Genomic DNA, 13,357 nt, shown 5'->3' with positions numbered 1-13,357 from the left:
ATCTTTAAAATTATTTCTTTCCAAAATCCTTAAAAACTCTTAAATGAAACCTAATTTATCATTCCTTCGGGAATTGAAAAGCATAAAAATCATTAGTACTGCATTGAAATACAGCGTATTTTATTTTTAACAAAAGATTATATTTTCTGTTATCGTTTTGTAACTTTCTTATCAATAGTTTTGTCTTAATAATAAAAACTCAATGACTAGACTTTTATCCGCGCTTCTATTACTTTTTACTGTTCTTACTTTCGGTCAAAGCCAGCTTAAAGTTTTCAATAAATCTACTAAAAAACCGATTGAAAATGCCGCCGTTTACTGTGACGATAATCTGCTTGGAAAAACCAATTACGAAGGCGTTTTATCTTTTAAAACCAAATGTAAAAAAGTAGAAGTTCTAGCCAGTAATTTTGAAGATGCTTTGGTAGATGTAAAAAAGTCGATGGAGGTTTCGATGCAGCCATTATCTGATAAAATGAGCAATATCGACCGCGTGGTGATTCAGGATAAAAGTGACCCGAGAGCCTTGAGAATTTTGGATGAAGTGAATAAAAGAGCCAAAGATAATTCTCCAAAGTCTTTGGATTCTTATGATTTTAAATCGTACACTAAATTTTCTATCGACGTCGATAAAGATTCGGTAGACACGTTCAAAAACTTTTTGGCATCCCGAAAAGATTCTCTTTCTAGAGTTGAGAAAAAAGAAGCCAAACAGAAAGAAAAAGAAATAAAAGACTCTTTGATTAACGAAGATTTTCTGAACGCTTCTCAGGAAAGCCAGATGTTTCTTTGGGAAAAAGCCACGGAATACAAATATTCTAAAAGTTTCGGCGAAAAAACCAATATCATCGACAACAGAATGTCTGGCTTTAAAAATCCTATTTATGAAGCTTTGGCAATTAATATATCAAACCTTAACCGAACTCCGAGACAGTTGAGACCGGAAAACAGAAAGCTTTTTAATTTCTATCTTTCTGATACTTTGCAGATTGACGGAAGGAAAACGTATGTGATTAAATTTAAGGAAATCACCGACAAGAAAAAGCAGAACCCAAGAAAATTCAACGGAAAAATCTATGTCGATTCTGAAACGTACGCTCTGAAAAAGTTTGAAAGTGCCAACAAAAAAAGAAATGAAGGCGACATCGTCTCCGTCTGGAAACCGATTAACGGAAAATGGTTTCTGGATTATGAAGACATTAAACTGAAAATGGGCGACCAGACATTTAATATGTCAAAGAAAGACAGCGTAAAAACCGATACTTTGAAAAAAGGTCAACATCTCAGCGACCGACACAAATACAACCAGAAAACTTTTGGAAATTACCTGTATGTAAAAAACCGATTCTTTGATTTTAAATTAAATGAAGCGTTGAAAGCATCAGAATTTAAAGGCTATTCTCTGGAAATGAAAAACTCCGACGGAAGTCTTTTGGATAAATACCGAACCGACAGTCTTACCGCAAGAGAAAGCGCCACTTACACAAAAATCGATAGCTTTGTACAGAAGCATGATTTTGAAAAAAAACTTAGTTTTTTAACTCAATTAATTCGTGGAAATCTCCGTTATAAAATGATTGATTTTGATATTACAAAGATTTTCAGCTACGATAAATACCAAGGTATTCGTTTGGGAGCAGGATTGAAACTGAACGAAAAATTCAACAAAACATTTTCTCCGGACGGTTATTTCGGTTACGGATTTAAGGACCACACCTGGAAATATGGTTTGGGTTTAGATGTTAAACTCTCGGACAAAAGAACTTCCATTTTCAGGCTTGATTATGTAGATGATGTATTTGCAGCAGGAAGATTCAGCAATACGATGTGGGATATGATGATGAAAGTTAATGATCTGAATCTTGATCTTCACAATGCCAATTTTTATAAATCTCAGAAATGGGGTGCGTCTTATCTGTATGATATTTCGAATTCTTTAAGTATGAAAATTGCTGTGAATAAAGAGAAACAACAAGCTCTTTTTGATTACAGTTATAAGAATTTAGGCAACCGATTCGACAATACAAGCGCTACTTTATCATTCAAATTCTCTCCGAATGACAAAAATATCATGACGCCGAGCGGAAAATACACATATGAAAAAAGTTTTCCTCAGGCTTACGTCAATTTTGAAAAAGGTTTTGAAACATTGAGTGGAAATTTGGATTATTACAGAGCAGATGCATTGATTATTCATCAGTTCAGATCAAAACTAGGTTATACTAACATCAAACTTTTCGGTGGAATTTCTTCAGGAACAGCTCCGATCTGGAAGAACTTTGAAATTGCAGGTCAGAACGACAGAAACCCGGATCATTGGTATTCTAATATTAATACACCAAATAATCTAGCTTTTGCAACGATGCCTTCAGGAACTTTCTTTGCAGATAAATTTGTAGCCTTTAAAGTTTCACAATATCTTCCTTTCAGATTCAAAACCATTGGATCGAGATATTCAAATATCGAACTGGAATATCAGGCTGCGATTGGTGATTTTAAAAACAGAGGCGATCATCAGTTTGATTTTCAGGTTTTGGATCATTATTATCAGGAAGTTGGTTTGATGTGGAACCGATTTTTGGGGAGGAATTTTGGCGTTGGCTTTTCATATCGGTTAGGGTATTATCAGACTTCAGAGTTTAAGGATAATTTTGGGATTAAACTGAGATTTAATTTATTGAACTAATTTTTTAACATTCAGATGTAGTTTTTTAGACGGGGTTAAGTTTAGCTGCGCTTTAAGAATTTTTTATCCCGCAGATTTCACGGATTTTTACTGATTAAATTGTAATTCCATTTTCTTAGTTGGATTGTTTATCGCAAGGTTCGCAAAGTTTTTTTAAATGCTGAATGTTTTTAGGATATACAATGGCGTAAACTTAAGAGAGAAATACAAGATTTAATGAATATCTGTTTTTAATCATCTGCTAAAATTTAACAGTCACTTCGTCATTTCGATTTTACGGATTTTCGCAGATTAAATTGTAATTCCATTTTCTTGGGTTGAAGATTTATCGCAAGGTTCGCAAAGTTTTTTAAATGCTGAATGTTTTTAGGATAGACAATGGCGTAAACTTAAGAGAGAAATACAAGGTTTAATGAATTTCTATTTTAATCATTTGCTAAAATTTAACAGTCACTTCGTCATTTCGCAGGAATCTCGGGAACTATTTTTTCTACCATTAACCTTAGTTTAGTTTTTGGATGGGTTAAGTTGAGCTTCGCTTTAAGATGAATGATAATTTTGGCCTACGGATTTCACATATTTTCACAGATGAATTTTGAATTATATTTTCTGAGATAAATTTTTTACAAAAAAAGACTCAGAAGATTTTCACAGAGTTATATTTATTCAAAAGTTTGCAAACTTATTAATGAGCATTTTTTTGCATTTTGTAAACTTTTGAATTTCTATTTTACAAATATTTCTTTGGATCTTTTGCGGTTAAAAAAAAATCAGGCTTCAATTTTATAGATAAAAATCTGTGTGATCCGCATGAAATTAAATTTTTCCAGTAATTACATAAAACATAATCCTATTTGGTTTCTGTTTTGTTAGTATCTTCCAAAAAAATATTATTTATGAAAAAACTACTTTTTGCAGTAATGACTTCATTACTGTTATTATCTTGTCAATCCAAGAAAGATAAGGTTCAGGATTTTGTTGATATGTACAACCGTTCATCAAGTATGATGGCCGTTAATCAAATTAAATCCACGAAAGCAACTGCTGTTTCTGAAGATCAGGTCGATATTTCTGTAGAAACAAATTACGAAAAAGGCGACATGGAAAGTGATTTGGTAACGAGTGCTCTTCCCGATCTGATCGGACAGGCCATCAGAAGCGAAAAAGCGGGAAAAGAGCTTTTCGAGAGCGGTGTAAAATTTAATATAAAAGTTTACGGTAAAAATTCTCAGGTTATTTTAGACCAGCCTATTGACAAGAAAAAATTATCAAAAGATGTTGATTTTAAAGCAATAGCCAAAGGTGATAAACCAGACAGTAAGCAACTGAATATTATCTTAGAATCATTCAACAAAAACCTTCCAATTGTAGATGCCTCTTCTGGAACAAAAATTACCAGCATTAAAGCGGATGCCGACAACAATCTGGTATATACCTGCGAAGTTCCTGACAGTTTAAAAACGGCTTTAGCAACACAGGGAGCGGAAAAAGCAATGAAAGAAGCGATGTTGAAATCAGGTCAAATCCGACAGGTTTTTTCGCAAATATCCGTTCTGGGAATTAATCATATCAAATATTTATATGTTGATAAAAGTGGGAATGTTTTAAAAGAAATTACGATTACTAAAGAAGAAGCAATGTAATACAATACTTTGAAAATAACTGTAAATCCCGATAATTTCGGGATTTTTATTTTGATTCATTCTAATTATTTACTTTTACTTAACAATCTTTAACATTAATTAATTTAAACTTAAATCATGCAGTATGCCGGCTTAAAATATAGTTCATAATAGACTCATAGTTTTGCCTCAACTAAACTATAGAAAGTATTATGAAATTTAACCACTCAATTGCAGCTTTATTCTTAGCCGCAACAGTTTTTCACAGTTGTAAGGACGACAATGAAACAGTTGAAAGCCCGGTAAACGAAGCCATCAAATTAGAAAACTTCTCAAAAGAACCAGCTTTTGTTTACGGAATGGCAGGCTTTGAGAACTTAAACATTACCACTTTAATTTCAAGCTCGGATGTGCTTGCAGGAAGTCCAAATTTCGTTTTCGCAGGTCAGCCAGATGGAATGGGAATTATGAAAGATCCCGCTTCTGATGGTTATTTAATGATAACCAATCATGAAATTACACAATCTGTTTCAAGAGTTTATTTAGATAAATCTTTTAAACCTGTAAAAGGAGAATATATTCTTAACGGAATTGGTGGAATGACAAGATTGTGTTCTGCAACTTTGGCAACACAAAAAGAGCATGGTTTTGATGCATTTCTTACTGCAGGCGAATCTGGTGAAGAAAGTATGGTTCACGCTCTAAATCCTTTGGCTCCTGTTTCACAGGCAGCTGATAAGACAAGAGTAAAACCGGCTTTAGGAAAAGCTTCCATGGAAAATGCAGTTCCACTTCCTAAAGATATTTCCAACGGAAAATCTTATATTTTAATTGGTGAAGATCAGTCTTATTCTACTTCACATCAGTCTGCAGGTCAGCTTTTGATGTATGTAGCACAAACTCCGGGAGACCTTGATAACGGAAAATTGTATTCATTAAAGAGAACCAACAACAATACCACAGAAACCGATATGACAAAAGGTTCTCAGTATGATGTGGAATTTGTTGAAATTCCGAATGCTAAAAATTTAACAGGGGCACAAATCAATCAGAAAAATATGGAGATCAGTGCAATCCGTTTTTCAAGAGTTGAAGATGTAGATTATAGAAAAGGAGCAGGAAAAGGAAGAGAAATTTATTTTACTGCAACAGGAGAATCTAATGACGGTGTCAATCCGAAACCCGGATTAACGATGTGGGGAAGAGTTTATAAATTGGTTTTAAATGAAAGCAATATGATGACAGGAAAGCTCGAAGTGGTTGCAGAAGGAGATTCAAACCCTGGAAATAATTTGATCAATCCTGATAATCTTTGTGTAACTGAAAACTTTGTGTATATTCAGGAAGACGGAGATTCTTATTATACTGCTGCAGCTCACGATTCTTACATTTGGCAGCTGAATATCAGCACAAAACAGTACAAACCATGGCTGAATATGAAGCACGACAGAAACAATACAGCTTGGCAGACTGCTTACAACCAATCGGGGAATTTAGGGAAATTCGGTTCTTGGGAATACGGTGCGATGATTGATATTTCAGACATTATAGGAATTCCAAATACTTTTGCCGTCAACATTCACTCTCATACATGGCAGAAAGATGCATTCAAAAATGCAGACGGAGCTGGTGTAAATACCAACAAAGAAGGCGGTCAGATTGTATTGATCAGAAACGTTCAAAAGTAATATTAACCATGAATCCTGAAAAGTATCAGTAGAGTTTTCTCTACTGATGCTTTTTCATACTATTAAATCGCTATGATTAAAAAAAATCAATGAAAACCAGCGATTGCATATGACTGCTAAAAATGAATAAATTCTATATGAAATTTATACTAAAATATCCGGTTATCTTATTTCTCACTTTTATTTTTTCTTTATTCGGAGTTCTGCAATGTCAGAAAAATCATAAACCTTTAGCGGATGATTTGAATGAAGTAAAAAAGGAAATTTTAAAGAATAATGTTGAATTTCTGCGTCAAACCAATGAGCTGATTAATTTGATTGAAAAAGAATCAGACCAGAAAAATCTTCAGGTGAAATTTGAAAACCTGAGAAAAACCTACAAAAAAATGGAATGGGCAGTAGAATACTTCCTTCCCCACTCTTCCCGTTTTATCAACGGGCCCGCTCTTCCGGAAATTGAAATGGCTGAAAACGTAGAAATTGAAGCTGAAGGTCTTCAGACGTTGGAAGAAATGCTTTATCCTTATGAAAAACAAAACAAGGAAGAAGTCATCCGGCTTTTAAAAAAACTGCTCAATAAAAACAATACGATTAAAACCAATTTCCTGGTAATTTCGATGAGTAAAGACCAAATTTTTGACGCCTTAAGACAGGAAATCTTCAGAATATCGAGTTTGGGAATTGCAGGTTTTGACACACCGATTTCAGGAATGTCTTTAAAGGAAATGCCTTACTCTTTAGAATCAATAAAACTGACGATTCAGCAAATATCAACAGGAAAATCACAAAACAGTCTTCAGAAAATCAATAAAGAAATTGATTTTGCCAATGATTTTTTAAAGAAAAACAATGATAAGCTGAGTTTTGATTACATTAATTTCATCCCAAATCATTTAAATAAAATTTCTGCTTTATTACTTGAATTTAAAAAAGATGAAAATATACCTGATGTGGAAATTATTTCTGCTTTACGTAAAAATACATCAACCTTTTATTCAAAAGATGCTTTCGATCCTAATGCTTTTACTCCCGGAAAAGAATATGAAATATCACCCGAAAAAGTAAGTTTAGGAAAAGAACTTTTTAATGACAATATTCTTTCTGACAACAATATGAGAAGCTGTGCAACATGTCACATCGCCGAAAGAGCCTTCACAGACGGTTTAGAAAAATCGATGTCTCTACAGAATTCTGCTTTGCCAAGAAATACACCTTCATTAAATTATTCAGCCTTTCAACATGGCCAGTTTTGGGATATGCGAAAAGATGATCTGGAAGGTCAGAGTTTTGCCGTCATTACCAACAAAGAAGAAATGCATGGTGATTTGAATGCGATTATTGTAAAAATCAATCAGAATAAAAAGTACAATGTCGCTTTCAAAAAAATTTATAAATCTGAAAAAACACAGGTTTGGCATCTTCAAAATGTTTTAGCAAGCTACATCCGTTCTTTAGCTGAATTTAATTCAGATTTTGACCACTATATGAGAGGAAATCAAAATGCTATGACCAGTCAGCAAAAAAAAGGATTTAATCTTTTTATGGGAAAAGCGCAGTGTGCGATTTGTCATTTTGTTCCTTTGTTTAACGGAAACGTTCCGCCGGATTATAAAAAAACCGAACAGGAAGTTTTAGGACTTGCGGTAAATTCTGAAAACAAAATTGCAGATCAGGATCCGGGACGTGGAAAATTTCATGAAACAGTAGCCTTTCTTCAACATTCTTTTAAGACCCCAACTTTAAGAAATATCAATAAAACTGCTCCTTATATGCATAATGGCGGTTACAAAACCTTAAAAGAAGTGATGAAATTCTACAATAAAGGTGGTGGAAAAGGCTTCGGATTACACTTTGAAAATCAAACGCTTTCAGATGCTCCCCTCAATCTTACCGATCAGGAAACCAATGATATTATTGGGTTTTTAAAAGCTTTGGACGATAAATAATGAGCTCCCGGAAAATTCTCCGGGAATTCTTATTCTTTTTAAAGAATAAGTTAGTTCTAAAAACTTTCTCAGAAAGATAAATATCTGTAATTTTGTTCTGAGCATAATTGTATGAGAAAGAGTCTGATTTTTACATTTTTATGGGCATTTATTTTTGGTTTTTCACAATCAAAAATTACTGTTTATGATGAAGCAGATCAAACCCTGATTTCTAACGCAACAATTTCATGTGACCATAAAATTCTGGGAAAAACCAATTCTGAGGGTTTTTTGGAATTCAAATCCAAATGTAAAAATATTCAGATTGAAGCATCTGGATTTTATAAAGAAAGTGCGTTATCTGAAGAAAACGCCAAAGTTTATCTCACAAAAAAATCATCAAAAATTTATGCAATAGAAAGCGTAATTCTAGAAGATAAAAGTGACCCGCGAGCTTTGGAAATCCTTCGAAAAGTAGAAAAACTATTTAAAAATAATTCACCGGAAAGTCTGGATTCGTATGCTTATAAATCGTACGAAAAAGTCTCTCTGGATATTGACCAGGACAGTATTACAGCGTTCAATAATGTATTTACCAATAATTTAGGTTTTTTCAAAAAAAATAAAAAAGAAGATTCTCTGAAAGATATTTCAGCACGAAGAATTTTTGCCAACAGTAAACTTTTTTTATGGGAAAGAGCTCAGGAATTTATTTTTTCTAAAAAATATGGTGAAAAAATAAATATTCTCGATAACCGAATTTCCGGATTGAAACAGCCCATCTACGAAATGATTGCCCTGCAAAGTAACCGAAATAAAATCCCAAATCAGATCAAGCAGGAAAACAGAGGTTTGTACCGTTTTTTTCTCACAGACAGCATAGAAATCGATGGAAGAAAGAATTTTGTGATCCGTTTTCGTGAAGTCAATTATAAAAAACAGATGAAAAAGAGAAAATTCAGCGGAGTAATGTATATTGATACAGAAACATACGGAATAAAAAAAATTGAGAGCATCAGTAAAGAAAAAAACGAAGGCAATATTACCAGTACATGGATTTTTTTCAATAACAAATGGTTTTTATCTGAAGAAAATGTAAAACTTCGCATGAGCCGGATGATGATGGGGCAAGACAACGAAAATCCTGAAAAAGAACAGGAAAAAAAGAGCAGTTTCGGAACTTATGCTTACTTGTATTCAAAATATTCCAACTATATCTCTCCTATTGAAGAAAATCCTGAAGAGTTTAAAGGTTATACTTTTTCGGTAAAAAATACAGATGGGAAAATGCTTCATCTTTACAGAACCGAGCCTCTATCTCCGAGAGAAAGCCATACGTACAAAACAATCGACAGCCTGGGAAAACTCTATAATATTGATCGTACAGCGAGGGTTTTGACAGGTTTGATTAACGGACAGGTACGCGTAGGAAGTTTTGATTTTGATATTGGCGAAGTCATTAATTACAATTTATATGAAGGTTTCAGATTGGGTTTAAAAGGAAAGCTGAACGAAAATTTTGATCCTTATTTTTCTCCTGACTATTATTTCGCATACGGTTTGGGTGACGATAAATTCAAGTACGGAATCGGGCTGGATATGAAAACCTCGCTAGAAAAAAACTCTTATTTCAGAATTGAATATTATGATGATGTAAATTCTTCCGGCGAATTTTACCGCAGACTATGGACATTCAGAATGCGAATGATGAATTATGGAAACAACTTAAACAACGACAAATATTACCGTTACAAAGGAGTATCTTTATCTTATCTAAATGATATTACTAATGGCTTAACGCTGGCTTTTGCCACAAGAAGAAATTCTGAAGAAGCTTTGTTTGATTACAATTTCAGGGGAAAAGGCGGGTCATTTGAAAATTTTAATACTTTAATTACGTTAAAATATTCTCCCAACTCCACAAATATTATGACTCCGCAAGGAAAATCTGTGATTGATCAGAAATATCCTGAACTTTATTTTAATTACGAGCAAAGTGTAAAAGTTTTTGGCGGAGATTTTAATTATACCCGTTTCGATGCCTTATTTGTTCAAAATTTCAAAACGAGATTGGGAACTACCGGACTTCGCCTTTACGGAGGTTTTCTTTTGGGCGAAGCACCGATCTGGAAGAATTTTACAACAAACGGCTTGGCTTCACCGAGTCGCGACATTAATTTTAACCTTACTTCTTATCTCGGTTTTGCCACTTTGGAAGGTGGGAAATTTTACAATGATAAATTTATAGCCTATTATCTCACCCACAAACTTCCGTTTTATTTTAAAAGTATAGGCCAAAATGTAACGAGTTTTGATTTTATACTTCGTGGAACTATTGGCGATATGAAACATCCTGAATATCATGATTTCAGATTTAAAAAATTAGATCATCTTTATCAGGAAATAGGTTTGGAATGGAATAATTTCCTCTCTTCTTATTTTAATCTCGGATTATTTTACAGAGTCGGATATTACACCACAAACAATTTTAAACAGAATTTTGCCATACAGTTTAAACTAAAACTTCTTGAGTTTTAACAGGAATAAAAGTGAAAAAGCAATTATTAAAAAATGAAAAAAATAGAAATAAAAGCAGAACAGTTTTTTGAGTTACTGAGATTAAAAGATACCTCGATGTGGTCTATTTTCTCACAGATGATTGATGGTGAAGAAAAAGAACTTATTTTTCTGGATCATGAAAATAAAATTTTATTCAACTACATTTTACCCGATAATCAGGAAAAACTTGAAGAAGACAGAATAAAGTTTTCTAAAGAATTTGCAGAAAAACAGGCATCACTTAACTAATAATTAAATTATACTGAGAATTTTTAACTTCTGCGGCACTTTATTTGCCATAGCTGTTTTTGAATTGTACAATTTTGGATTTTTTTTTGAAAAAGTGTATATTTTTTTGACCCCGCTAATGAAATTTAATTGTTAGAAATTCTTTATGAAAAAAATTTATATCCTGCTTTTATCATTCGGATACCTTACGGTTTTTTCACAGTCTAAGATTATTGTGAAAAGTTCATCAGATAATACCGCAATCTCAAATGCGACAGTAAAATGTGATGAAAAATATTTAGGCAAAACTGATGCATCGGGAATTCTTAATTTTAAAACAAAATGTAAAAAAGTAGAAGTTTCCGCAAAAGGTTTTTATACCGATGACGCAGTTACAGATAAAGTGATGGAAGTTTTTCTATCAAAAACTGATCCCAAAACACAGAATATTCAGGCTGTGATTTTAGATGATAAAAGTGATCCGCGCGCTTTAGAAATTCTTAGAAAAATTAATGACAATTACAAGCAAAACTCTCCGTTAAGCCTAGATTCTTATTCATTTAAATCTTACGAAAAAATTTCTTTAGATTTTGATGAAGACAGTATTAAATCATACAACACCTACATTGCCAAAAGAATAGATTCTTTAAAAAATCTTCCACAACAACCGATGAAAAATCAGGAGAAGAAAGATTCTATTGAATCTGTAAATCTGATGAAACTGATGGGTAAGAGTAAAATGTTTCTTTGGGAAAGAGCATCACAAAGTTTATACTCAAAAAAATACGGCGAAAAAACCAATATTTTAGACAATAAAATTGCAGGTTTGAAAGAACCTATCTACGAATTGATGGCTTTCCGTTCCAACAGAAATGTAATTCCAAAAGAAATAAAAGAAGAAAACAGAAATCTTTACCGATTCTTCCTTACCGATTCTCTGGAAATTGACGGAAGAGAAAATTATGTGATTCGTTTCCGACAGGTTGGTTATAAAGAGAAAGCTGATAAGAGAAAATTCAATGGCTATATTTATGTAGATAAAGACACCTATGCTCTGAAAAAAATTGAAAGCAACAGCAAAATTAAAAGTGAAGGCAGTATCACAAGTATTTGGAAGCCAATAGATAACAAATGGTTTCTGGTAAAAGAAAACTATAAAATAAAAATGGGATCAGCAGCTTTTGATAATGACGATAAATCTGAAAACAAAAAAACAAAAGAAGAAAAAGAGGAAGATAAAAACAACAGAAAGAAATTTGGGACTTATGCGTTTGCAACCGCAGATTATTTTGATTTTAAAACTCCGATAGAAGAAAAGCCACAAGATTTTAAAGGATATACAATCGATGTGAAAAATTCTGACGGAAAACTCATCGATCAGTACCGTACCGAAAACTTAACAGACCGCGAAGCAACAACTTACACAAAAATAGACAGTTTGAGCAGCAAATACAAGCTCGATCAGAAAGCAAAGGCGCTGACTGGTCTTCTAAAAGGAAAAATAAGATTGGGAATTGTAGATTTTGATTTGGCAAGAGTGATTGGCTACAACAAATATGAACATTTCCGTTTTGGGGCAGGAGCAAAACTGAACGAAAGATTCAATAAATATATTTCTCCTGATGCATATTTTGCCTACGGAATTTATGACAAAGACTTTAAATACGGAGCCGGAATAGACGTTCGAACTACTTTGGAAAAGAATTCTTTTTTCCGTGTAGAATATTTCAATGATGTCATGGCGGCAGGTCGTTTTTCAGAAAATTTATGGAATTTCAGAATGAAAATTATGAATTCCGGTGTTGCGCTGAATAATGGAGTTTTTTATGGTTATGAAGGTTTCAAAGTAAGTTATGAGAATGATATTACCAACGGATTAACCTTAAATGTTTCAGCAAAAAAAACGCAGGAAGAATCTAAATTTGCTTATGATTTTAAAGGTTTGGGAAATCAGTTTGATATTACATCATCCACCATCACACTAAAATATTCTCCCAACTCTAAAAATATCATGACGCCAACCGGAAAGTATACGTACGAACAGAATCTTCCCGAGTTATACTTAAACTACGAACAGGGATTTAAAACTTTAGACGGAGATTTTAATTTCAGCAGGTTTGATGCACTTTTTGTTCATAATTTTAAAACAAAATTAGGGGTAACCGGTATCCGTGCTTATGGCGGAATTATTACCGGAGAAGCACCAATCTGGAAAAATTTCACCATGAACGGATTAGGAAAAGGACAGGGCGGATTAAATTTTAATCTTACCTCTTATCTTGGTTTTGCAACGATGGAAGGCGGAAAATACTATAATGATAAATTTGTAGGTGCTTATTTAACGCACAGACTTCCGTGGTATTTCAAAAGTTTTGGGAAAAATGTTTCGAGTTTTGATTTTATCTACAGAGGAACAATCGGTGATATGAAAAATCCCGAATTTCATCAGTTTGAATTTAAAAAACTAGACCATCTTTATAACGAATTGGGCTTAGAATGGAATAATTTCTTATCATCGCAATTCAACTTAGGATTTTTCTATCGGGTTGGATATTATAATACGCCGAAGTTTAAAGATAATTTTGCCATCCAGTTTAAACTAAAATTATTAGGATTTTAAAATATATTCAAACCAAAAACCTCTCAGAA

General features: G+C 33.1%; 7 protein-coding genes. All 7 read left to right on the top strand.

Features of this window, described 5'->3' with window-relative positions; genetic code table 11:
* Positions 1-202 precede the first annotated feature (202 nt).
* The 7 genes from ACOOWA_RS03405 (at position 203) to ACOOWA_RS03375 (ending at position 13,328) form a co-directional block, all read left to right on the top strand.
* Positions 203-2,686 carry a DUF5686 family protein gene (locus tag ACOOWA_RS03405; protein ID WP_421373219.1) on the top strand — a complete coding sequence of 828 codons (2,484 nt, stop codon included), beginning with the start codon at positions 203-205 and terminating at the stop codon, positions 2,684-2,686.
* A gap of 896 nt (positions 2,687-3,582) precedes the next feature.
* The gene (locus ACOOWA_RS03400) at positions 3,583-4,329 is read left to right on the top strand and encodes a hypothetical protein (protein ID WP_421373218.1); all 747 of its coding nucleotides are present in this window, start codon (positions 3,583-3,585) and stop codon (positions 4,327-4,329) included.
* Positions 4,330-4,520: 191 nt separating this feature from the next.
* Positions 4,521-5,996 carry a hypothetical protein gene (locus ACOOWA_RS03395; RefSeq protein ID WP_421373216.1) on the top strand — a complete coding sequence of 492 codons (1,476 nt, stop codon included), beginning with the start codon at positions 4,521-4,523 and terminating at the stop codon, positions 5,994-5,996.
* Between the two features lie 137 nt (positions 5,997-6,133).
* The gene (locus ACOOWA_RS03390; RefSeq protein ID WP_421373215.1) at positions 6,134-7,942 is read left to right on the top strand and encodes a cytochrome-c peroxidase; all 1,809 of its coding nucleotides are present in this window, start codon (positions 6,134-6,136) and stop codon (positions 7,940-7,942) included.
* 111 nt (positions 7,943-8,053) lie between these two features.
* Positions 8,054-10,459, top strand: coding sequence for a hypothetical protein (locus ACOOWA_RS03385; protein WP_421373214.1), 2,406 nt, complete (start codon positions 8,054-8,056; stop codon positions 10,457-10,459).
* Between the two features lie 33 nt (positions 10,460-10,492).
* On the top strand, positions 10,493-10,729 hold the full coding sequence (locus ACOOWA_RS03380; RefSeq protein ID WP_421373213.1) for a hypothetical protein: 237 nt from the start codon (positions 10,493-10,495) through the stop codon (positions 10,727-10,729).
* Positions 10,730-10,874: 145 nt separating this feature from the next.
* The gene (locus ACOOWA_RS03375) at positions 10,875-13,328 is read left to right on the top strand and encodes a DUF5686 family protein (RefSeq protein WP_421373212.1); all 2,454 of its coding nucleotides are present in this window, start codon (positions 10,875-10,877) and stop codon (positions 13,326-13,328) included.
* The last annotated feature ends 29 nt before the right edge of the window (positions 13,329-13,357 follow it).

The organism is Chryseobacterium sp. GP-SGM7 (assembly GCF_049166575.1).
Lineage (GTDB): Bacteria > Bacteroidota > Bacteroidia > Flavobacteriales > Weeksellaceae > Chryseobacterium.
Note: the sequence above shows the minus strand (reverse complement) of the source record. Positions and strands in the feature narration are given on the sequence as shown.

What these genes read in the sequence shown, in the direction of transcription:
- ACOOWA_RS03405 (WP_421373219.1), top strand. Translation starts at nt 203, where the DNA reads ATGACTAGACTTTTATCCGCGCTTCTATTACTTTTTACTGTTCTTACT.
- ACOOWA_RS03400 (WP_421373218.1), top strand. Translation starts at nt 3,583, where the DNA reads ATGAAAAAACTACTTTTTGCAGTAATGACTTCATTACTGTTATTATCT.
- ACOOWA_RS03395 (WP_421373216.1), top strand. Translation starts at nt 4,521, where the DNA reads ATGAAATTTAACCACTCAATTGCAGCTTTATTCTTAGCCGCAACAGTT.
- ACOOWA_RS03390 (WP_421373215.1), top strand. Translation starts at nt 6,134, where the DNA reads ATGAAATTTATACTAAAATATCCGGTTATCTTATTTCTCACTTTTATT.
- ACOOWA_RS03385 (WP_421373214.1), top strand. Translation starts at nt 8,054, where the DNA reads ATGAGAAAGAGTCTGATTTTTACATTTTTATGGGCATTTATTTTTGGT.
- ACOOWA_RS03380 (WP_421373213.1), top strand. Translation starts at nt 10,493, where the DNA reads ATGAAAAAAATAGAAATAAAAGCAGAACAGTTTTTTGAGTTACTGAGA.
- ACOOWA_RS03375 (WP_421373212.1), top strand. Translation starts at nt 10,875, where the DNA reads ATGAAAAAAATTTATATCCTGCTTTTATCATTCGGATACCTTACGGTT.